The organism is Streptomyces pristinaespiralis, from assembly GCF_001278075.1.
GTDB classification, from domain to species: Bacteria; Actinomycetota; Actinomycetes; order Streptomycetales; family Streptomycetaceae; genus Streptomyces; species Streptomyces pristinaespiralis.
On the sequence record NZ_CP011340.1, the window covers coordinates 3,276,122 to 3,298,259 of the forward strand.

Annotated in this window: 17 protein-coding genes; 8 read left to right on the forward strand and 9 right to left on the reverse strand. The window is 71.5% G+C overall.

Features of this window, described 5'->3' with window-relative positions:
- Positions 1-110: 110 nt before the first annotated feature.
- Entirely contained in the window at positions 111-2,459 is a 2,349-nt protein-coding gene (locus tag SPRI_RS13575) for an ABC transporter family substrate-binding protein (protein ID WP_053556965.1), read from the reverse strand.
- Between the two features lie 320 nt (positions 2,460-2,779).
- Here SPRI_RS13575 and SPRI_RS13580 point away from each other — a divergent pair, with 320 nt between their 5' ends.
- The 4 genes from SPRI_RS13580 to SPRI_RS13595 all read left to right on the forward strand — a co-directional run bounded on the left by SPRI_RS13580 (position 2,780) and on the right by SPRI_RS13595 (position 6,650).
- Complete coding sequence (locus tag SPRI_RS13580; RefSeq protein ID WP_005312453.1) at positions 2,780-3,019, forward strand: hypothetical protein; 240 nt, start codon at positions 2,780-2,782, stop codon at positions 3,017-3,019.
- 84 nt (positions 3,020-3,103) lie between these two features.
- Complete coding sequence (locus SPRI_RS13585; RefSeq protein WP_005312455.1) at positions 3,104-3,925, forward strand: hypothetical protein; 822 nt, start codon at positions 3,104-3,106, stop codon at positions 3,923-3,925.
- 14 nt (positions 3,926-3,939) lie between these two features.
- Positions 3,940-5,883: a fumarate reductase/succinate dehydrogenase flavoprotein subunit gene (locus tag SPRI_RS13590; RefSeq protein WP_037773827.1), complete on the forward strand. Its 1,944-nt coding sequence runs from the start codon at positions 3,940-3,942 to the stop codon at positions 5,881-5,883.
- Positions 5,880-6,650: a succinate dehydrogenase/fumarate reductase iron-sulfur subunit gene (locus tag SPRI_RS13595; RefSeq protein ID WP_005312458.1), complete on the forward strand. Its 771-nt coding sequence runs from the start codon at positions 5,880-5,882 to the stop codon at positions 6,648-6,650. The genes SPRI_RS13590 and SPRI_RS13595 overlap by 4 nt, the downstream gene beginning before the upstream one ends.
- Before the next feature lie 49 nt (positions 6,651-6,699).
- On the opposite strand, the gene SPRI_RS13600 is transcribed toward SPRI_RS13595, so the two are convergent.
- Positions 6,700-7,776 carry a glycoside hydrolase family 18 protein gene (locus SPRI_RS13600; protein ID WP_050791486.1) on the reverse strand — a complete coding sequence of 359 codons (1,077 nt, stop codon included), beginning with the start codon at positions 7,774-7,776 and terminating at the stop codon, positions 6,700-6,702.
- A gap of 87 nt (positions 7,777-7,863) precedes the next feature.
- Here SPRI_RS13600 and SPRI_RS13605 point away from each other — a divergent pair, with 87 nt between their 5' ends.
- Positions 7,864-9,948 carry a TPM domain-containing protein gene (locus SPRI_RS13605; RefSeq protein WP_182327784.1) on the forward strand — a complete coding sequence of 695 codons (2,085 nt, stop codon included), beginning with the start codon at positions 7,864-7,866 and terminating at the stop codon, positions 9,946-9,948.
- Between the two features lie 75 nt (positions 9,949-10,023).
- Entirely contained in the window at positions 10,024-10,734 is a 711-nt protein-coding gene (locus SPRI_RS13610; protein WP_005312470.1) for a PspA/IM30 family protein, read from the forward strand.
- A 335-nt stretch (positions 10,735-11,069) separates the two neighbouring features.
- On the opposite strand, the gene SPRI_RS13615 is transcribed toward SPRI_RS13610, so the two are convergent.
- From SPRI_RS13615 to SPRI_RS13635, 5 genes are all read right to left on the reverse strand, one after another.
- A complete protein-coding gene (locus tag SPRI_RS13615; protein ID WP_005312473.1) occupies positions 11,070-13,652 on the reverse strand; it encodes a SpoIIE family protein phosphatase in 2,583 nt (860 codons plus the stop codon).
- Positions 13,653-13,799: 147 nt separating this feature from the next.
- Complete coding sequence (locus SPRI_RS13620) at positions 13,800-14,216, reverse strand: ATP-binding protein (RefSeq protein ID WP_005312476.1); 417 nt, start codon at positions 14,214-14,216, stop codon at positions 13,800-13,802.
- A 153-nt stretch (positions 14,217-14,369) separates the two neighbouring features.
- Entirely contained in the window at positions 14,370-14,798 is a 429-nt protein-coding gene (locus SPRI_RS13625) for a (deoxy)nucleoside triphosphate pyrophosphohydrolase (protein ID WP_005312479.1), read from the reverse strand.
- Positions 14,799-14,850: 52 nt separating this feature from the next.
- Positions 14,851-15,030, reverse strand: a complete 180-nt coding sequence (locus SPRI_RS13630) for a hypothetical protein (protein ID WP_005312482.1) — start codon at positions 15,028-15,030, stop codon at positions 14,851-14,853.
- A 204-nt stretch (positions 15,031-15,234) separates the two neighbouring features.
- Positions 15,235-15,987 carry a GntR family transcriptional regulator gene (locus SPRI_RS13635; RefSeq protein WP_005312485.1) on the reverse strand — a complete coding sequence of 251 codons (753 nt, stop codon included), beginning with the start codon at positions 15,985-15,987 and terminating at the stop codon, positions 15,235-15,237.
- 238 nt (positions 15,988-16,225) lie between these two features.
- Between SPRI_RS13635 and SPRI_RS13640 the strand changes: the two genes are divergently transcribed.
- Positions 16,226-17,593, forward strand: coding sequence for a glycoside hydrolase family 18 protein (locus tag SPRI_RS13640; RefSeq protein ID WP_037773830.1), 1,368 nt, complete (start codon positions 16,226-16,228; stop codon positions 17,591-17,593).
- A gap of 251 nt (positions 17,594-17,844) precedes the next feature.
- Here SPRI_RS13640 and SPRI_RS13645 read toward each other — a convergent pair whose 3' ends face one another.
- The gene (locus SPRI_RS13645) at positions 17,845-18,942 is read right to left on the reverse strand and encodes a DUF4190 domain-containing protein (protein ID WP_158685160.1); all 1,098 of its coding nucleotides are present in this window, start codon (positions 18,940-18,942) and stop codon (positions 17,845-17,847) included.
- Positions 18,943-19,153: 211 nt separating this feature from the next.
- On the reverse strand, positions 19,154-20,734 hold the full coding sequence (locus tag SPRI_RS13650) for a S8 family peptidase (protein ID WP_037773833.1): 1,581 nt from the start codon (positions 20,732-20,734) through the stop codon (positions 19,154-19,156).
- A gap of 191 nt (positions 20,735-20,925) precedes the next feature.
- Here SPRI_RS13650 and SPRI_RS13655 point away from each other — a divergent pair, with 191 nt between their 5' ends.
- Positions 20,926-22,023, forward strand: coding sequence for a threonine synthase (locus SPRI_RS13655; protein WP_037773834.1), 1,098 nt, complete (start codon positions 20,926-20,928; stop codon positions 22,021-22,023).
- The last annotated feature ends 115 nt before the right edge of the window (positions 22,024-22,138 follow it).

Consider the following 22,138-nt stretch of genomic DNA (forward strand, 5'->3'; position numbering starts at 1 on the left):
TGGGTCAAAGGTCGGCACGAGCTTGCCCGCCGGCGGTGCCGGCGGGCAAGGAAATTGAGCCAGTTCTGAGGTTGTGACCTGCGGTTTCTTCTGACCGGCGGCCGGTGCGGCTACTGCTTGGGGGCAGTGGCGGCCGTCTTGAAACCAATGTCCTGGTATCGGGGCTCCCCGAAGCCGAAGGCGCCCGCGTTGACCACCTGCTTGCGTGCCGCGACCAGCTCCGGGCGCTGGTAGAGCGGAACGGAACCGGCCGCGGCCCAGATCCGGGCGTCCGCCCTGCGCATCAGGTCACGGGCGGCGTCCGCGTCGAGCTCCCCGGCGGCCTGGGTGAAGAGCTGGTCGATGTAGTCCGTACCCACCCGTGTGTAGTTCTGCTCGACGAGGAGCGAGCCGTCGGAGGCCGGCTTGGGCTTGGCGTAGATCGGCCGGGCGTCGGTCGCGGGGAAGGGGCTCGAGGGCCAGGAGTACAGGGCCAGGTCGTAGTCGCCGGACGCGATGTGGTCCTTGAAGAAGCTCGCGTCGTCCACCTTGATGATCTCCGTGCGCACCCCGACCCGGTCGAGCATCTGCGCGATCTTGTCGCCGACGGTGCGCAGCACCTCGGAGCCGGCGCCGGAGGGGAGGACGAAGCGGAGGCTCAGCGGCTTCCCGTCCTTGCCGAGGGCACCGCCCGCGGCGGCGCCGGGTGCCGCCGTACCGCGCGGGGCGTACGCGCCGGCCATACCGCCCTTGTCCTCGGCCTTCCCGGCCGCCCTGTCCGCGGGGCCGGCGCCGTCGTCGGTGAGCGACGCTGCCTGGCGCCGGACGGCGACACTCTGGAGCGCGGCGCCGGGGGCGGGGGCGAGGACGTGGGTGACACGGGAGCCGGACCTCGGGTCGCGGGCCGCCGGCTTGTCGTCACCGACGATGTAGAGCCCGTCGTCGGAGGCGGCGTCCTTGTTCTTCTGCGACGCCGCCGCCGAAGCGCGCGAGGACGGCTCGGCGGAGGCCTTGCCCGTCGTCTTCTTCTTGTCCTCCTCCTTACCGTCCTTGCCGTTCTCCTCCGGCTTCCCGGCCTCGCCGCCCGCCTTGGCAGGTGCCTCGCGCAGCCCCTCGGGAGTCCAGCCGGCGTCGGCGAGCAGTGCCTGCGCCTCCTGGGTGTCCTGCTCCCCGAGTGCGGCGCTGTTGTCGGTGTACGCGGCCTGCCCGGCCAGCGCGAGGTGGTTGCCGGGCGGCTCCGCGGGCAGACCGAGCGGCGTGAGCACGGTCTCGGCCAGCTCCTTGCGGTTCAGCGCCCGGGCGATCGCCCGGCGCACCCGGTCGTCGGCCAGTGGCCCGGACTCGCCGTTCAGAGCGAGCTGGGTGTACGCGGGTTCCAGTGACTTGCGGACCTCGTACTTACTGAGGGCGGACTGTTCCTGCGCGTACTTCTTCTCAGCCTCCGCCGCCCGCTTGCGGGCCTGCTGTGCGACCTCGGCCAGCTCCTCGTCGGAGCCGTGGGCCATCGCCCACGACTTCAGGGCGGCGGAGGGAGTCCTGGCGGCGCCCGGTCCGTAGGCCAGCGGGCGGCCGCCGCGTCCGGCGTCCTTCACCGCGTAGGCGATGCGTTCCGCGGCCGAGGGGTCGACAGCCGCCAGATCGAGGCTGCCGGCGGCGAGCGCGGCGACCCGCTTCTCCCGCGGGACGGCGGAAAGCACCAGTTCGTCGAGCTTGGGACGGTCCCCCCACCAGCGCGGGTTCCGCACGAGCGTGGTGGTGTCGGCCTCCTGGTCGATCTTGGAGATCCGGAACGGTCCCGCCGTCACCTTGAGCTTCGTGCGGGCCCCGTCGTTGAAGGCCGCCGGGGTCCCGGTGACGTCCTTGGGGTAGAGCGGCGTGAAGAGCGACTGCCAGTCCGCGTAGGGCTTGGTGAAGGTGACCTTGACCTCGAGGTCGTTCGCACCGCGCTCGACCTTCTGGATCCGGTCGTACCCGGCGTTGCGCGCCGTCCAGTAAGAGGAATCCTTTCCGCTCAGGGCCCGCCACTGGGCGAGGAAGTCCGGGGCGCCGATCTCGCGGCCGTCGCTCCACACGGCCTGCTGGTTGAGCTTGTAGAGCACGACCTGCTTGGGCTCCCGCTCGACGATCTCCGCCGACTCGAGGTAGTCCGGGTTCCGCTGCGGCCGCCCCTCCGCGTCCAGGGTGAACAGCGCCGGCAGCACGGCGCCGGCGATCCGGCCGGTCGTGGCGTCCGCGTCGGCCTGGAAGGAGTTGAGCGTGGCGGGCATCGTGTCGACGGCCCAGCGCAGGGTGCCTCCGTCGGCGACGAGCTCACGATCGGCGGGCGAGATGTCCTGAGCCGGCGGGTTCCCCCTGCTCTGCTCCTCGCCCGAGCTGCATCCGGCGAGAACGGGGAGTACCAGCACTCCGCTCGCGAGCAGTGCGACGGGGCGGAGCCTTCGGGAGCATGTCCGCCCGCGGGGGGCTTCGACCTGGGACATGGCTTGTACCTCTTCGTCCTGTTTCGTCGAATTTAGAGATGATCACACCGATTCCACTCACTGAAGTGGATGGATTGCCGTGCCGGACGCAGACACGGCGACGCTCCCGTGAAGGCCACCCGTGCGGACGAACCACGAACGCCGCCAACGGGAACAAAAAGGGTGAATATGGGGGGAGTGAGGCTCCGACCATGAGGGGCGCACCGGCAGCGCCTGCGCCGGGAATCCCCGTACGTCCCCTTCACAAGCGGGGATGTGACGCGCGACACTCGCAGGCGCATGAACGACGCCACCGCACCCCGCGGAAGTGAGGGCAAGTCATGTCACAGGAAGATCTCGCGGCCGTCCAGCGCCGCCTCGATGAGCTGGTCCGGCGTGTCGGCCAGCTGGAACAGACCGTCGACCGGCTGAGCGGCTCCCGCCCGCTCGCGGGCTCCGCCGCACCGGCCGCCAAGGTCCGGACCGAGCTGGTCACCATCCCCGACGCCCCGTACGACAACGCGCTGTGGACCGATTCGGACGACGAGGGACTGGGCGTCCGCGACCGGCACGCGCCCTGACCGGCCCGGACAGCAGGAGCCGGCCCGCAGGAGGGGCCGGCGGACCGGAGCCCATCCCTGATCCCACTCCACCCGGAGTCTTCGTTGGCCACTGGTACCGAACCACCACAAGTCGACAAGGGCGTGCACGAGGCCACGCGTGCCGCCATCGGCGCCCGCCACCTGCGGACGGACCGCTGGTGGCTGGCCCCGGCCCTGACGGCCGCCGGCCTGCTCGCCTTCATCGTGTACTCGACATGGCGCGCGTTCGCCAATGCCGACTACTACGCGGCGCCGTACGTCTCACCCTTCTACTCGCCCTGCCTGGCCGAGAACTGCGAACCGATGCGGTCCGGCCCCAACTGGGAGATCTTCGGCAGCTGGTGGGGCCTGTCGCCCGCGCTGCTCATCCTGATCTTCCCGCTCGGCTTCCGGCTGACCTGCTACTACTACCGCAAGGCCTACTACCGGGGCTTCTGGGCCTCTCCCCCGGCCTGCGCGGTCGCCGAGCCGCACAAGAAGTACTCCGGCGAGACCCGCTTCCCGCTGATCATGCAGAACATCCACCGGTACTTCTTCTACGCCGCCCTACCGGTCGCCGGGATCCTCACGTACGACACGGTGCTCGCCTTCCGTGACGAGCACTACGAGTGGGGCCACATGGGCCTCGGCACGCTCGTGTTCCTGGTCAACATCGTGCTGATCTGGGCGTACACCATCTCGTGCCACTCGTGCCGGCACATCATCGGCGGCCGGCTGCGGCACTTCTCCAAGCATCCCGTGCGCTACCGCCTCTGGGGCTGGGTCGGCAAGCTGAACGCCCGTCACATGCAGCTCGCGTGGGCGTCCCTGTTCAGCGTCGCGCTCGCCGACCTCTACGTCTACCTCGTCGCGTCCGGCGCCTTCGACGATCCGAGGCTGTTCTAGATGGAAGGTGCCTGATGACCGAGCTCGAACGGCAGCAGTGGGACGTCGTGGTGGTGGGTGCGGGCGGCGCGGGCCTGCGCGCCGCCATCGAGGCGCGCGAGCGGGGCGCGCGTACGGCGGTGATCTGCAAGTCCCTGTTCGGCAAGGCCCACACGGTCATGGCGGAGGGCGGCATCGCCGCCTCCATGGGCAACGTGAACGCGGGTGACAACTGGCAGGTGCACTTCCGCGACACCATGCGCGGCGGGAAGTTCCTCAACCAGTGGCGGATGGCCGAGCTGCACGCCCGCGAGGCGCCCGACCGGGTGTGGGAGCTGGAGACCTGGGGCGCGCTCTTCGACCGCACCGCGGACGGCCGGATCTCGCAGCGGAACTTCGGCGGACACGAGTACCCGCGTCTCGCCCACGTCGGCGACCGCACCGGCCTCGAACTGATCCGCACCCTCCAGCAGAAGATCGTCTCCCTCCAGCAGGAGGACAAGCGGGAGCTCGGCGACTACGAGGCCGGTCTCAAGGTCTTCCAGGAATGCACGGTGACGCGGGTCCTGAAGCGGGACGGCAGGGTCTGCGGTGTCTTCTGCTACGAGCGGGAGTCCGGTCGCTTCTTCGTCCTCGAGGCTCCCTCCGTCGTCCTGGCCACGGGCGGCATCGGCAAGTCCTTCAAGGTCACCTCCAACTCCTGGGAGTACACCGGGGACGGCCACGCCCTCGCGCTGCTCGCCGGCGCCCCGCTGGTGAACATGGAGTTCGTGCAGTTCCACCCGACGGGGATGGTCTGGCCCCCGTCGGTGAAGGGCATCCTCGTCACCGAGTCGGTGCGCGGCGACGGCGGGGTGCTGCGGAACTCCGAGGGCAAGCGGTTCATGTTCGACTACGTGCCCGACGTGTTCAAGGAGAAGTACGCCCAGTCCGAGGACGAGGGCGACCGCTGGTACGAGGACCCGGACAACAACCGGCGTCCCCCCGAACTGCTGCCGCGCGACGAGGTCGCGCGGGCGATCAACTCCGAGGTCAAGGCGGGCCGCGGGTCCCCGCACGGCGGTGTGTTCCTCGACGTGTCCACCCGGATGCCGGCCGACGTGATCCGGCGCCGGCTGCCGTCGATGTACCACCAGTTCAAGGAACTCGCGGACGTCGACATCACGGCGGAGGCCATGGAGGTCGGCCCCACCTGCCACTACGTGATGGGCGGCATCGCCGTCGAGTCCGACACCGCGGGCGCGCTCGGCGTCCCCGGGCTGTTCGCGGCCGGAGAGGTCGCGGGCGGGATGCACGGCTCCAACCGCCTCGGCGGCAACTCGCTCTCCGACCTGCTCGTCTTCGGACGCCGGGCCGGGCTGCACGCGGCCGAGTACGCCCAGCGGCTCCCCGCCCGGCCGGCGGTCGACGAGGCCCAGATCGACGCGGCGGCCGCCGAGGCGCTGCGCCCGTTCAGCGCGGAGGGGCCGGAGGCGGGGGCGGCCCCGGAGAACCCGTACACGCTCCATCAGGAGCTCCAGCAGACGATGAACGACCTGGTCGGCATCATCCGCCGGGCGGGCGAGATGGAGCAGGCCCTCACGAAACTCGCCGAACTGCGCGAGCGGGCGAGCCGCGCCGGGGTCGAAGGTCACCGGCAGTTCAACCCCGGCTGGCACCTCTCCCTGGACCTGCGGAACATGCTCCTGGTCAGCGAGTGCATCGCGCGCGCCGCCCTGGAGCGGACGGAGAGCCGCGGCGGCCACACCCGGGAGGACTGCCCCGGCATGGACCGTGAATGGCGCCGGGTGAACCTGGTGTGCCGGCTCAGGCAGGACGACGACGCCACCGCGGCCGCCGGGGCCACCGGGGCCACCGGGGCCACCGGCCGGATTCGGCTGGAGCGGAGGACGTCCGAGCCCATCCGTGCCGACCTGCTCGCCCTGTTCGAGAAGGAAGAGCTGATCAAGTACCTCGCCGAGGAGGAGCTGACCGAGTGAGCGCCTACCAAGCCCGCTTCAAGGTCTGGCGGGGCGACCCGAGCGGCGGCGGCCTCGAGGATTTCACCGTCGAGGTCAACGACGGAGAGGTCGTCCTCGACATCATCCACCGCCTCCAGGCCACCCAGGTCTCCGACCTCGCGGTCCGATGGAACTGCAAGGCCGGCAAGTGCGGTTCGTGCAGCGCCGAGATCAACGGCCGGCCCCGGCTGATGTGCATGACCCGGATGTCCGTCTTCTCGAAGGAGGAGACGATCACGGTCACCCCGCTGCGGGCGTTCCCCGTGGTGCGCGACCTGGTCACCGACGTCTCGTTCAACTACGAGAAGGCCAGGGAGATCCCGGCGTTCGTGCCACCCCCGGAGCTCGCGGCCGGCGAGTACCGGATGCAGCAGATGGACGTGGAGCGGTCGCAGGAGTTCCGCAAGTGCATCGAGTGCTTCCTGTGCCAGGACACCTGCCATGTGGTGCGCGACCACGAGGAGAACAAGGAGGCCTTCGCGGGCCCGCGTTTCCTGATGCGCATCGCCGAACTGGACATGCACCCGCTGGACGCCGCCGCCGGGACGGGGCTGGACCGCAGGACGACGGCCCAGGACGAGCACGGACTGGGCTACTGCAACATCACCAAGTGCTGCACGGAGGTCTGCCCCGAGGGCATCAAGATCACGGACAACGCGCTGATCCCGATGAAGGAACGCGCCGCGGACCGCAAGTACGACCCCCTGGTGTGGCTGGGCAACAAGATCAGGCGCCGGGAGTCCTGAACCGCGGGAGCCGGCGCGTCTCCCGCGCCGGCTCCCGCGGCCCGGGCTGTCAGCACCACCCTTCGCGGTAGGCCTTCCAGTCGCCCTCCTCGGCTGCGAAGTCCACGTACAGCGCCACACCGAAACGCTTCCTGTCGCGGTCCGTGCGTCCGAGGCCGAGCCGGGTGCCGCGGACCGCGGCCGCGACCGTCTCGGCGTTCTCGTGGTGGCCGAGGTCGTCCTCGTGGAAGAACGGCAGCCCCATCAGCAGGTCGGTGCCCTCCGGCGTCACCTCGAGCGCGAGGGCGGTCTGCTGCGCCACGTAGCCGCCGTACATGCCCTCCAGCGGCATCCAGGTGTCGTACGACATGACCGCTATCTGGTCGACCCGGCGCGCGACCTCGCCGAAGAACTCCTGCGACCACCACTTCTCGCGGCCGCTGACCGCCGCGTTCACCCGGTGCGCGGCGGGCAGGGGGTCGATCTGATGGGCCGCGACCGACAGCTGCGCCTCACGCTCGCGCGTCAGCTCGCGCAGGTCGCCGAGCAGGGACAGATAGTCCCGGTCACCGGAGAGCAGCGGCTCGAGGTCGAAGTGGACGCCCTCGAAACCGGCGTCGAGGATCTGCCGGGCGGAGCCCACCACCGCGTCGCGGGACCGGGCGTCCAGGCGCAGCCCGTCCGGTCCGCCGTTGGCCAGCACGTCACCCATCCACGCCTGGACGCGGATGCCCGGCATCTCCCGGTGCACGGCGTCCAGGAGCCATCGGGCGCGGGGGTAGCGGTCCCGGGGCAGGGTGCCGTCGTGCTCGAGCGGGCCGGCGTGCACGTACAGGTCCTTGATGCCGGTGCCGCGGATCCGCTCGGCGAAGGCCCGGACGTCGGCGTCCTTCTTACGGCCGTCCACCCAGGCGTGGCCCAGCCAGATCGCGTCCTTGCCGCGGGTGCGGGTGCCGTCCCGGAGGTCGCCCGCGTAGTTGATGCGCAGAGCCACCGCACCGGCGAGCGGCGGGACGAGCAGGACCAGGGCCAGCGCGAGGGCGATCCTCTTCGGCCACTTCAGCCGCGGGCTGCGCCATCTCCGTACGAGCGCCCGCGTCCTTCCGCCCGGCCGGGTGTCGGTTCCTGTTGCCTCGTCGATCCCCATGGGGTGCAGGACCCAGGATCGGGTGCCCGCGGTTCCTGAAGCGTGCGGTCGCGGCGGAACAGAGGGGGACTTAGCCTCCGAAATGTGATGCGAACAGCCGCCCGGGTCCTCGTCGCCGTGCTCATGGCGTCGTGGTGGCTGGTCGTGCCCGCCACCGGCGGAGCCGCCGCGGACGACCCCGTCGACCTCTCCCGGCAGGGCCAGATCACCGACCGCGCGGACGCCCTGGACGACCGCGCGGCCGAGGTGTCACGGGCCCTGGACCGCCTGTACGACGAGCAGCGGCTCCAGCTGTTCGTCGTCTACGTCACCAGCTTCTCCGGCCGCTCCGCGCAGGAGTGGGCGGCCGAGACGGCCACGAGGAACGGACTGGGGACGAACGACGTCCTGCTCGCCGTCGCGACCCGCGACCGGCAGTACGCCTACTGGGTCGACGCCGCCTCCCGCCTGACCGACGCACAGCTCGCCGAGGTCGCCCGGACGGCGGTGGAGCCGGCGCTGCGGGAGAACGACTGGGCGGGCGCCGCGATCGGCGCCGCCGACGGCTACGGCGCGGTGACGGCCGGCGAACCGGTCCCCACGGTGAACATCACGCCGGGCGAGGCGGACCCCGGCGACGGCGGCGGCGCGGGCACCGGAGCGGGCGACCTCGTGCTGCCGATCGCGATCCTCGGCGGCGCCGCCGTCCTCGCCGCGTACGCGTACACCAAGCGCAGGCGGCGCACGGCGACCCGCACCACTCCCCGGGGCGGCCAGGAGGGCTGGGGCGCGCCGGAGCAGCCACCGCTCCCGGAGCTCGACGCCCGGGCCAGGACGGCGCTGGTGGAGACCGACGACGCGGTGCGCACGAGCCAGGAGGAACTCGGCTTCGCCACGGCCCAGTTCGGCGAGGAGGCCGCGCGGCCCTTCCACGAGGCCGTGGCGCACGCGAAGAAGGAGCTGACCGCCGCGTTCAGGCTCCGCCAGCAACTGGACGACGCCTACCCGGAGGACGACGCCACCCGCCGCAGGATGCTCGACGAGATCCTCGCCCGCTGCTCGGAGGCCGATCGCCGGCTCGACGCCGAGGCCGAGGACTTCGACCGGCTGCGGGCCCTGGAACGCAACGCGCCGCAGGCACTGGACGCGGCGGCGGCCGCCTTCCAGGACGTCGACGGCCGCGTCGTCAGCGCGGAGGCCACGCTGGGGGTGATGCGCGAGCGGTACGCGGCCTCGGCGGCGGCCCCCGTCGCGAACGACGTGGAACAGGCGAAGGACCGGCTCCAGTTCGCCGCGGCCGCCCTCGACCGCGGCCGGCAGGCCGTCGAGGCCGGCGACAACGGGTCCGCCGCGGTCCAGGTGCGGGCCGCGGAAGGGGCCGTCGCACAGGCCGCACGCCTGATCGAGGCCGTGGACCGGCGGGCGCGGGAACTGGCGGAAGCGACCGGAAAGCTGCCGAGCGCGCTCACCGAGACGGAGACCGACCTGGCGGAGGCGCGCGGACTGCTCAAGGGGACGGAGGAAGGCACCTCGACCGCCGGGCTCCAGGGGCGGATCGCCCGCGCGGAGACGGTCGCCGCGGAGGTGCGCACGGCGACGGAGTCCGGGCGGTACGACCCCATCGACGCGCTGCGCCGGGTGGAGGAGGCCGACGCCGCCCTGGACGAGGCGCTGGCCGGGATCCGGGAACAGGAGCAGGGGACACGGCGCGCCCGGGCCCTGCTGGAGCGGGCCGTGCTCGGCGCGCGCTCCGGCATCGGCGCCGCCACGGACTACATCACCACCCACCGCGGCGCCGTCGGCAGCGAGGCCAGGACGCGCCTGGCGGAGGCCCAGCGCCGGCTGGAGCGCGCACAGGCACTGGCCGGCCCGGACGGCACCGGCGGTGACGCGCAGACGGCGCTGGCCGAGGCGCAGCGCGCGGACTGGCTGGCGCAGCAGGCGCAGAGCCTCGCGGAGAACGACGTGCGCGACTTCCGGAACCCCTTCGGACCGGGCGGCACGCCGGGGGCCGGCGGCCCCGGAGGCGGACTCGGGGGCGCGGTGCTCGGCGGCATCCTCCTCGGCGGGATGCTCGGCGGCGGGGGACGCGGCGGCGGCCTCGGGGGCGGGTTCGGCGGGGGTTTCGGCGGAGGGCCCGGCAGCTTCGGCGGGGGTGGCACGCGGGGCCGGATGGGCGGTGGCCGCTTCTGACGTACCCCGGCCCGTGTCACGCACGCCGGCCCGTATTCCGTTCGGCGCTCAAGGAGCCTTTCAAGGAGCAGTGGCATGACCAAGCAGACCGTTCTCGGGCGGGTCACCCAGCTGGCCAGGGCGAACATCAACGCGCTGCTGGACCAGGCGGAGGACCCGCAGAAGATGCTCGACCAGCTGATCCGCGACTACACGAACAACATCGTGGAGGCCGAACAGGCGGTGGCGAGCACCATCGGCAACCTGCGCCTCATGGAACAGGACCACCAGGAGGACGTGGACGCCGCCCGGGAATGGGGCGGCAAGGCGCTGGCGGCCAGCAGGAAGGCGGACGAACTGCGTGCCGCGGGACAGTCCGCGGACGCCGACAAGTTCGACAACCTGGCGAAGGTCGCCCTCGGCAGACAGCTCCGGTCCGAGCAGGAGGCGAAGACGGCGGAGCCGACGATCGCCTCCCAGACGGCGGTCGTCGACAAGCTCAAGTCCGGTCTGGAACAGATGAAGGCGAAGCTGGGACAGCTCCAGGCGAGGCGGGACGAACTGGTGGCCAGAGCGAAGTCCGCGGAGGCGCAGAACCGGATGATGGACGCGGTGAAGAGCATCGACGTGCTCGACCCGACGAGCGAACTCCACCGCTTCGAGGACAAGGTCCGGCGCGAGGAGGCGAGGGCGCTCGGCAAGCAGGAACTGGCGGCGTCGTCGCTGGACGCGCAGTTCGAGCAGCTGGAGAGCATGGGGGAGGACGCGGAGATCGAGGCGAGGTTGGCGGCGTTGAAGTCTGCGTAGGGGGTGGGCGGGGGTGGCCGCGTTGGCGCGGCGGCCGCTGCGCGGGGCCGTTCCCCTACCCGCCCCTTCCCGAACCGGGGCAGGCCCCGGGCCCCGTACCGCGCTCCGCGCGGTGCCCTCAATCTCCCCCTACGGCCTGGCGGCCGTGGGAGGTGCCCCCAGGCGGGCTGGATTTCGCTCCGCGAAATCAGCCCCGCCGGCGATTGAGGCGCGGGGGTCCGGTGGGGGTCCCCCCACGCCGCCAGGCGTAGGGGGAGGAGCCCCCGGTTCGGGAAGGGGCGGGTAGGGGAAAACGCCAGCCGCAGGCGCCGCGCCCCCGTACCCGCCCCACGCCCTCAGAACATGCTCAGCAGCTGCTCCACCGTCGGCTCCGCCGACCCCTCGCCGTCCGGCAGTGCCAGCTCGAACCACACCGTCTTGCCCCGCGGCGTCCGCCGTGAGCCCCACGCCGCGCTCAGGAGGCCGACCAGTTGGAGGCCGCGGCCTCCCTCGTCGGTGTCGCGGGCGCGGCGGCGTCGGGGCTGGACGAGGCCGGCGTCCCACACCTCGCAGACCAGGGTCCGGTCCCTGAGCAGCCGCAGGCGGATCTCGCCCTCCCCGTAGCGCAGGGCGTTGGTGACCAGTTCGCTGACGAGGAGTTCGACCGTGTCGACGAGCGCCTCGAGGTCCCAGGCGGTCAGCTGGGCGCGGGCCAGTTCGCGGGCCCGGCCCACCGAGCGGGGTTCGCGGGGCAGACGCCAGTCGCCCACGGCTTCGGTCGGCAGGCCCTGTATGCGGGCCATCAGCAGCGCGATGTCGTCCTCGCCGTGCCGGGTGTCGAGGGCGCCGAGCACATGGTCGGCGACGTCCTCGAGGGGGCGTACCGGATCCGCGAGTGCGGCACGGAAGGCGCGCAGGCCCTCTTCGAGCGGGTGGTCGCGGGACTCGACCAGGCCGTCGGTGTAGAGGGCGAGGAGGGATCCCTCGGGTACTTCGACCTCCACCTCCTCGAAGGGTTCGCCGCCCACGCCGAGCGGCATGCCCGGCGGCACGTCGAGCAGCAGCGCCTCTTCGCCCGGTTCGACCAGAACGGGCGGCAGATGGCCCGCGTTGGCGAAGGTGCAGCGCCGGGTGACCGGGTCGTAGACGGCGTAGACGCAGGTGGCGAGGTATACCTCGGAGAGGTCCGCGTCGCGGGACGTGTGGGCGACGCGGGAGGGGACCTGGGCGCCGCCCGAGGTGCGGCCGCCCTTGGCGGGGCTGCCGAGGCCGCGCGCGATCTCGTCGAGCGCGGAGAGCACTTCGGCCGGTTCGAGGTCGAGCAGGGCCAGGGTCCTCACGGCGGTGCGCAGTTCGCCCATGGCGACGGCGGCCCGCAGCCCGCGGCCCATCACGTCGCCGACGACCAGGGCGGTGCGGTGGCCGGGGAGTTCGATGACGTCGAACCAGTCGCCGCCGACTTCCGTGGCGGTGGTGCCGGGCAGATAGCGGCAGGCGATGTCGAGCCCGGCCGCCTCCGGGTCGCCGGGGGGCAGCAGGCTGCGCTGGAGGATGAGGGCGCGTTCGTGCTCCCTGCGGTACAGCCGGGCGTTGTCGATGCAGACGGCGGCGCGGGCCGCGAGCTCGACGGCGAGGGCCCGGTCCCGTTCCCCGAAGGGTTCGCTGCCCTTGGTGCGGGAGAACTGCACCAGTCCGACGACGGTGTCGTGCGCCACCATCGGTACGGCCAGCGTCGACTGGACGAGGCTGCCGTCCTCGCCGGGGATCGACCGGACGGCCGCCGTGCGCAGGGCGCCGGCGCACGGGGAGTTGAACGGGTAGCGGTGGACCTCGCCGACCGCGGTGGGGGCGCTCCCTTCTGGCGCGCAGCCCGGAGTGGTCATCAGCGGGGCGTCGGAGACGGCGCTGGCGAAGGCGACCCTGCGCAGTTCGGCGCTGCCTCCTCCGAAGCCCTCCGAGCGTGCGGAGCCCCACTGTCCGGGCGGGGCCTCGTCGCCGGTGAGCAGTCCTTGGTACAGGTCGACGGAGGCGAGGTCGCAGAAGCCGGGGACGGCGACGTCGAGGAGTTCGCGGGCGGTGGTCTCCAGGTCGAGGGAGTTGCCGATCCGGGCGCTCGCCTCGTTGAGGAGGGCGAGGTTCCGGCGGGCGTTCGCGGCTTCGCGGGCTGCGATGTGACGGCGTGTGACATCCGTGCCGACCCCGGCGACCCCCACGGGCCGGCCTGATCCGCCGTGCACCCGGTAGAGGTTGATCGACCAGTGCCTGCGGTCGGTGCTGCCGGGGGCCGTGCCGACGATCTGGAGGTCGGTGACGGGGTCACCGGTCTCCAGGACCCTGCGCAGCGAGGCGTTCATCCGCTCCGCCTCCGGGCGGGAGAGGTAGTCGTGCACGGTGCGGCCGCGGTGGTCCTCCGCGGCGCCGCCGAAGACGGTGGCGAAACGCTGGTTGGCGCGCTGCACGGTGAGGTCGGTGCCGAAGAGCAGGAACCCGAAAGGAGATTGGCCGAAAATAGCCTGCGATGCGGCGAGGTCGGTCTCTATCCGGCGCAGCGCGCGGACGTCGAGGACGATGCACAGCGCGCCCTGTTCGCCCTGGGACGTCTCACTGGGCATCACATAGATCTCGGCGAGGCCGTGCGCCTGGCTGCCGCCCGGCATCCGGAAGGGGACGAGTCCGGTCCACTCCTTGCCGTCGAGGATCTCGGCCAGTCTGCGGCGTCCGCGGGGGCGGAGCTCAGCGGGCATGAAGACCTCGACCGGGTCCTTGCCCCTGGCCTCGTCGGCAGCGATGCCGAACAGCTCCACGGCCCGGTCGCTCCACTGGTCGACCAGACCGTCGTGGCCGATCGAGAACGAGGCCACCTTGATGTAGTCATAGATCGAGCCAGGCGGGCTGCTCTGCCATACGACATCGCTCGCCGTCTCAGGTATTTCGCTCACGCGACCGTCCCCTCCAGCTCACCGCACCGGACCGGCCATGACCGCAGTATTCAGCACTACGGCTCCCACCGACACGGCGTTCACGATCACAGAGCGGTCTCGTTCGTTTTGAGCCGACTCCGACGTGATCGTCGTCCCTGAAGACTTCTAACCAGCGAGAGCCAGCTCGAACCACACGGTCTTGCCGGTCCTGCCCCGGCGCGTGCCCCAGCGACGGGCGGAACAGGCCACCAGTTGCAGCCCTCGTCCGCTCTCGTCCTCGCTGCGGGCCGATCTCTCCACGGGAGGATCCGGAAGGGGATCGGACACCTCCACCAGCAGGACCGGTGCCACGCCGGTACGTTCCGGGCGGCTCAGGCGAAGGTTGATCGGGCCGGGGGTGTAGCGCTGGGAATTGGTCACCAGCTCACTGACCAGGAGCACCGTCAGATCACCGACGGCGGCGTCGATTCCCCACAGGTGGAGGGTGTCGCGGACCGCGTGCCGGGCCGCGCGCACCACGTTCGGTTCGGCCGGAAAAGTCCACTCGGCGCGTTCGCCTCGGGTGCCGATCACGCCGATCACTTCCCCGGATCACCAGCGGAACCATGTCCTGTTTCAGGGGGTTAATCAGCACATACCCTGTTTGTCGCCCGAATTACCGCCCACGGACCGCAATGGCCGCACGCGTTGCCGCGGCAGCTCGTCCACCGACGGCTTGCCCCGACGGCGCGCGCCTCAGCGGCGTGCGCCCTCCCCGGTCCCCTCCGCCCGCTCGCGCCGTTGGCGCGCGCAGGCGGCGACCGCGGGCAGGTCCTGGTCGAGCCAGTCGACGGCGTCGAGCTCGTCCGGCCCGAGCCAGCGGAGGGCGTCGTGGTCCTGAAGCGGCCTGGGCTCACCGGACAGCAGCCGGGCCGTCCACACCTGGAGCACGTATCCCGCCCGCAGCGGCCACTCGCCGGGGACACGGTCCACCGGTTCGGTCTCGATGCCCAGTTCTTCGCGCAGTTCACGCACGAGCGCCTGCTCGGGACTCTCCCCCGGCTCCAGCTTGCCGCCGGGCAGCTCCCAGCGGCCGGCCAGCTCGGCGGGCGCGCTGCGCCGCGCGGCGAGGAGCCGCCCTTCTTCGTACACAGCTCCGGCCACGACCACCACACGATCAGTCATGCGGCGGAGCGTACTGGCCCCGAGTGTCCGGCCGCGCGCGCCGGAGGCGCCGTCAGCGCGCTGTCCGGCCGACCCGCTCGACCCAGTAGAGCCGCTGGTGACCGCGTCCGTCGAGCGCGTCGGCGATCTTCTGCGCCTCTGCCTCTGTCGCGTAACGGCCGACGCGGTAGCAGTTGCCGTTGCCGTCCTGCCGTATGACGAGCCAGGGCAGGACAGCGCCGCTGTCGGTCATCGCGCCCCTCCCTCGGTCGGCCCGCTTGTCCGTAACGATCGCCAGGAAACCGCAGTACGCATATGCCCAAGCCTACGCCTGACGTTCACTGAGCGGATACGGGTTTTCACAAAGAGACAGGAAAAGGGGCGCATCCGACTGGATACGCCCCTTGGTCCCGTACCGGTGGCCGCTGCGGAGCCCGGTACGAGCGCCGCAGAAAGGTCACCTCACGGGCAGGTGGTACGCGATGCGGTAACGGTCCGCGGGCACGACCACGTCGGCGGTCTCCACCGCACGGCCCGAGGCGTAATACGTGCGCTCGACGACCATCACCACATGGCCGGGCACGCCGCCGAGGGCCAGCAGCTCCTCCGCGAGGCCGGGCCGGGCGCCGACCTCCTCCACGACGTTGTCCACCACGATGTCGATGGCGGCCATCCGCTCGACGACTCCGCAGCCGCCGAGCGGGCCCTCCTCCGGCAACATCACCGGCGTGCGGCCGGTGACCTCGAGCGGCTCCCAGGAGGTGGAGAGCATCATCGCCTCGCCTGCGTCCCGGAAGACGTAGCGCGTGCGCATCACGCGGGCGCCGAGCTCGATCCCGAGCCGCCCGGCCACCTCCGGGGTCGCCGCCTCCTGCTCGCTGCTGGACTCCCACGTCCCCCGGGCACCCTCCTCCGCCTGCTCCTGCCGGAACGGGCTGGCACCCGAGGGCGGTCGGAAGCCGGACCGGGCGACCCGGCGCGGCACGGGCCGCTCACGCACATACGTCCCGGAGCCCGAGCGGCCCTCCACCAGCCCTTCCGCCATCAGCACCTTGCGCGCCTCGAGGGCGACCGTGTCCGAGACGCCGTACTCCTCGCGGATGCGGGCCTGCGAGGGGAGGCGGGTGTGCGGCGGCAGCGAGCCGTTCACGATCTTCTCGCGGAGATCGCTCGCAACGCGCAGGTAGGCGGGCTGCTCACCGAATGTCACTGGCCACTCCCCAACAGGTTGACAGACTGCAACAGAGTCGCAACGGTCGGTTGCTGACCGCAAGTGTGGGCCAACGTTTCACCCGAAGTGATGATTTGCCGCTGAGCAGAGGTTTACCGCGAGTACGGGCCATCAGATGGCGGCACCCCTTGACCGCAATGGTCCATACCAATACGTTCCTGCGCACACGACACCGTTCTCGGAACCCGTTTCCGGCACGCGCACAGGAATGAGCCCGATGCGTCGAAGAACCTTTGTCCGGGCGGCCGTTGCCGTCTGCTCGCTCTCGCTCGTCGCCACCCTCGCCCCCGCCGCCGTCGCCACCTCGGCCCAGGACGGCGACCGGGGCAGCGGCCACGGCCACCACAAGCAGTCGTACAAACGTGTCGGCTACTTCACCCAATGGGGCGTCTACGGCCGGGACTTCCAGGTCAAGGACATGGACACCAGTGGCCAGGCCGCCAGACTCACCCACATCAACTACGCCTTCGGCAACGTGAACGCCGACGGCAAGTGCTTCACCGGGAACATCCCCGGCGAGGCCGACGCCTGGGCGGACTACGTCAGGCCGCTGGAGGCCGCGGACTCGGTCGACGGCGTCGCCGACACCGCGGAGCAGCCGCTCGCCGGCAACTTCAACCAGCTGCGCGAGCTCAAGGCCAAGCACCCCGGCCTGAAAGTCATGATCTCGCTGGGCGGCTGGAGCTGGTCCACCCACTTCTCGGACGCGGCCCGGACGCCCGAGTCGCGCAAGGCGCTCGTCTCCTCGTGCATCGACCTCTACATCAAGGGCAACCTTCCGGCCGACGGAGCGCGCGGGGGCGCGGGCGCGGCGGCCGGACTGTTCGACGGCATCGACATCGACTGGGAGTGGCCGGGCTCCGAGGGCGACGCCGACACCGTGTACCGGCCCGAGGACAAGAAGAACTTCACGGCGCTGGTGCACGAGTTCCGCACCCAGCTGGACGACTACGCCGAGTCCCGGCAGAAGGACCGGGGCGGTCAGCGCAAGCACTACGAGCTGTCCGCCTTCGTGCCGACCGCGCCGGCCAAGATCGACGCCGGTTTCGAGGTCCGCAAGATCATGCGGGACTTCGACTTCGTCAACCTCCAGGGCTACGACTTCCACGTCTCCGGCGAGAAGACCACCGCCCAGCAGTCGGCGCTGTACGCCCGCGGGGACTTCAGCGTCGACCAGACCGTCCGCGACTGGCTGCGGCGCGGCGCGCCGGCACGCAAGCTGGTGGTCGGGATGCCCTTCTACGGGCAGGGGTGGACCGGAGTGACCGGCGGGGGCGACGGCATGGGGCAGCCGGCGACGGCACCCGCCCCGGCGACCTGGGCGGCCGGCTACGAGGACTACAAGGCCCTCAAGAAGCTCGCCGACTCCGGTGCCTACGAAGTCCACCGCGACCGGCGCAACGGGCACGCGTGGCTCTTCGACGGCACGACCCTGTGGACGTACGACGATCCCTCGGTGCTGCGCGCCAAGACGTCGTACATCCGCGACCGCGGTCTCGGCGGCGCGATGTTCTGGTCGCTCGACGGGGACACCGCCGACGGCGAGCTGACGGCCGCGGTCGACGGCGGCCTGAGCCGCCGCTGATCCGCCGACCGGTCCACCGACCGGTCCACCGACCGGTCCACCGACCGGTCCGCCGCTGATACGGAAGCGGCCCCGTACGGACCACGCGTCCTACGGGGCCGCGACCCGGTGCCCGGGCCGTGCAGGGCAGGCTGCGCGGGGCGCTTGCCACCGGACCGGCCCGCGGCCGCACAGCAGAGCCGCGCTGCGCGTTCCCTGGACCCGACCGTAAGGGGCAGGCTCCGCGGCGGCGGGCCTCCGCCCGTGCGGGCCTACGCGCCGGTTGCGTACTCCTCGTCCGGCGGCGGGGTGGTGCTCAGTCCCAGGGCGTCCCGGGCGGCGATCCGCGTCTCGGTGGTCAGCGCCCACTCCGCGGCCGTCACGTGCGCCCAGAAGGCGTCCTCGTCCGCCGCCTTCGCGGCCACGGCCCATGCCTTGCCGGACGCCTCGAACTGTTTCGCCCTCGCCGTCAGCGAAGGTGACGCACCCTCCGGCCAGGAGCGGCCGCGCAGCGCCGTCGCCTGCTCGGCCAGGACGGTCGCCATCTCCTTGGCCCAACTCCGGTACGGCGCGGGGTCGTCGGAGAAATCCGCGTCCGGTTCCTCGTACGCCGCGCTCTCCACGGCGTGCTCGGCGTTGATGTAGGAGAGCTGGTCGGGGTCGTGGGTCCCGGGGCCCACACGGAGCGACCGGGTCAGCCCGTCCCCGGTGAGCGCGCAGGTGACCGCGCGGTCGCCGCGCGCCCAGCCCTGTCTGGTCGGAAGGTAGTAGTACATCTCCACGTCGTCCGGGAACGCCCAGGAGTCCGGGACGTAGGCGTCGTTGAGATCGAGGCAGCGATCCTCCGCGAACGTCTCCCCCGCCGGGCTGCCGGGCGCCGGGTCGGACCGCTTGAACCGGTAGGTCCCGGTCACCTCGGCGTCGTGCCGCTCGTCGCAGGGGACGATGTCGACGTTCACGACCTCCCGCTCCAGGTCTCCCCCCGGCACGTCGAAGCACTCGCCCTTGCGCAGGTTCTGGGTGCTCTTGGAGCGGGAGGCACCCTCGACGCCGTCGCGGAACCCGTTCCAGGCATCGCCCGCCGCGCCCGTCACCACCATGAGCAGGACGAGCAGTGTGCTGATCGACGACAGGACGATGCCGGCGATCGCCATTCCCTTGCCGCGGCCGCCCTTGCGGCTGATCTGCCCGAGGGCGACGGCGCCGAGGACGAGTCCGAGCGGCGGCAGACAGCAGACGACGCCGACGACCAGCGAGGTGATGGCGAGGCCGTTCACGGACTCCGGCCGCGGGGGCGGCGGGTACGGCGACGGCGGCCGGTACGACGGGTGTTGCGGGTAGGGCGGCCCGCTCTGTGCGGATGGGTCCACGGTGCGGGTGCTCCTCGTCGGTCCGGTGTTCGCGCACACCGATGTGAACAGGCGCGCGAATGATACGACGCGGCACCGACGGCACCGACGGCATCGCGAGCGGCCGTGACACGGCGGAAGGGGCGGTCGCTCACGCGACCGCCCCTCCACCGCTCGGCCTGTCATCGGCTCATGGCCTCGACGGGTTCATGGCCTCGACGGGCTCACTCACTCAGAACTGGAGCGCCCAGGAGTCGATCTTCCCGGTGTCGTACGACGCGTTGTCGCTGACCCGCAGCTTCCAGGTGCCGTTGGCCGCTTCGGACGACGCGTTCACCGTGTAGGTGGTGATCACGTTGTCCAGGCTGCCGCCGGACCCGTACGCCTTGAGGTTGTACACGGAACCGTCGGGAGCGACCAGGTCGATCCGCAGGTCACCGATGTACGTGTGCTTGATGTCGACCGGCACGCGGAGGCTGGTCGGCGCGTTGCCGGCGACTCCGCTGACGGTGATCGGCGACTCGACGGTGGAGCGGTCGCTGATCGTGTAGTCCGTGAGGTTCTCGAACCGGTCGCCGGTGGGCGGCTCGGTGGTGCCTCCGTCGCCGACGTACAGGAGACGGTTCGGCGAGCCGGTGCCCGGGCTGGTCACGACACCGCTGGTGGCGGCGGTGGTCAGGGCCGTGGAGACCTGAGCCGGGGTCGCGGTCTTGTTCTGCGCCAGGTACAGCGCCGCCGCGCCGGCGACGTGCGGGGTGGCCATCGAGGTGCCGGAGATGGTGTTCGTCGCCGTGTCACCGGTGTTCCACGCCGACTTGATCGACGAGCCGGGGGCGAAGATGTCCAGCACGCTGCCGTAGTTGGAGAAGCTGGAGCGGGCGTCGGAGCTGGTGGTGGAGCCGACGGTGATGGCCTCCGCGACGCGCGCGGGCGAGTAGTTGGAGGCGTTGGAACCGTCGTTGCCCGCCGCCACCGCGTAAGTGACGCCGGAGGCGATGGAGTTGCGCACGGCGGTGTCGAGGGCCGTGTCGATGCCGCCGCCGAGGCTCATGTTGGCGACAGCCGGCTTGACGGCGTTCTGCGTCACCCAGTCGATACCGGCGACGACCTGAGCGGTGGTGCCGGAGCCGGAGTTGTTGAGCACGCGGACGCCGACGATCTTGGCCTTCTTGGCCACACCGTAGGAGGATCCCGCGACGGTACCGGCGACGTGGGTGCCGTGGCCGTTGCCGTCCTGCGCCGTGTTGTCGTTGTCGATGGCGTCGTAGCCGTTGAAGGCACGGCCACCGAAGTCGCTGTGGGAGATGCGCACACCGGTGTCGATGATGTACGCGGTGACCCCCTCACCGGCGGTGTCGGGGTAGGTGTAGTTCTGGTTCAGCGGCAGCGCCTTCTGGTCGATCCGGTCGAGACCCCAGGACGGCGGGCTCGGCTGGGTGCCAGAGATCTTGAAGACACGGTTCTGCACGACGGACTCGACGGCCGGGTCCGCGGCGAACTTCTTCGCCTGCGCCTCGGAGACCTTGACGGCGTAACCGTTCAGAGCGGCGTTGTACGTCTTCTCGATCTTCGCGCCGTACTTCGCGGCGAGGCGCTTGCCCGCCCTGGAACCGGCGTCGCCCGCGGACTCCTCGAGGGTGACGATGTAGCTGCCTTCGATGGCTCCGGGCGCGCCCGCGTTCTCGATGACGCCCGTGGGCGCCGGCAGGGCGGCGGAGGCCGGAAGGGCGTAGACCGTGCCGAGTGCGAGCGCGGCGACGGATATGGCGCTGGCCGCGGCGAGTCTTCGCCGCGAGTCACGCATCACAGACATGTGAGGGGTCCTCCTCATTGGTGGTGCGTTGCTGTGGGGGATTGCGACAGGAGCATGCCAACGACGCGGCCCCAAATCCGCGTCATGTGCGTACGCCTGCCGAGCGAAAGATTGACCGATCCATAGGAATCCCACAAGAGGCCCGACCGCCAGGTAACAAGCGCGCCACACAACTGCCATGCTGGCGAACCATGACGACGTACCGCTGCCCCGACTGCGGAACCAGTTCGCCGGTCGATTCTGCCACCTGGTGCTGTCCGGACTGCCACGGACCCTGGGACCTCGACTTCCGGGCCGCGCCGGTCCCCCTCACCGAGCTGCCGGGGCGGGTGAATTCACTGTGGCGTTACGCGGAGGCGCTGCCGCTCACCGATCCCGTCACCTCCCTCGGGGAGGGCCGCACCCCGCTCGTCCCGCTCACCGGGACCGTCAGCGTGAAGCTCGACTTCCTCACGCCGACACTGTCCTTCAAGGACCGCGGCGCCGTGATGCTGGCCGAACTCGCCCGGCGCCTGCCGGGACCGCCGCGCCGCGTGATCGCCGACAGCAGCGGCAACGCGGGGACGGCGGTGGCCGCGTACTGCGCGCGGGCCGGACTGGACTGCACGGTCTTCGTCCCCGAGGCGACCTCCGCGAAGAAGGTCGAGCAGATCCGGGCCCACGGCGCGCGGCTGGAACTCGTCCCCGGCGACCGGGAGGCCACCGCGGAGGCGGCTCGCGCCGCGGCCGGCGGCGAAGGGGTCTTCTACGCGAGCCACGTGTACAACCCCTTCTTTCTGCACGGCACCAAGACCTACGTGTACGAGCTCTGGGAGGACCTCGGCGGCCGGCTGCCGGAGGCGATCGTCGTCCCGGTCGGCAACGGCACGCTGCTGCTCGGCGCGGCCCAGGCACTGACCGAGCTCCACGAGCACGGCCTGATCGAATCCCGTCCCGCCCTGATCGCCGTCCAGGCCGAGGCCGTCTCGCCTCTGGCCGCGGCGTTCCACGCTGGCGCCGACGACCTGCTCGGCCGCTCCCCCGCCCGCCCGACGCTCGCCGAGGGCATCGCCATCCCGAACCCGCCGCGGGCACGGCAGATCCTGCGGGCGGTACGGGAGTGGGGCGGAACGTTCCTGACGGTCACGGAGGACGAGATCCGGCAGGCCCGACGCGACCTCGCGGGGCGGGGCCTGTTCGTCGAGTCGACGGGCGTCGCGTGCTGGGCGGCGGCCGGCGGCTGGACCGACCGCACGGCCGTGGTGCCGCTGTGCGGGGCGGGGCTGAAGACGGGGGCGGCCGAAACATAGGCGTTCCGCGACCGGTTGACATCGAGCGCGCTCCAAGTGGTGCAATCCAGGCGCTGGAGCGACACACGACCGGACCGGGGGACCACATGGACGAGAACACCACGCAGGGCGGCGC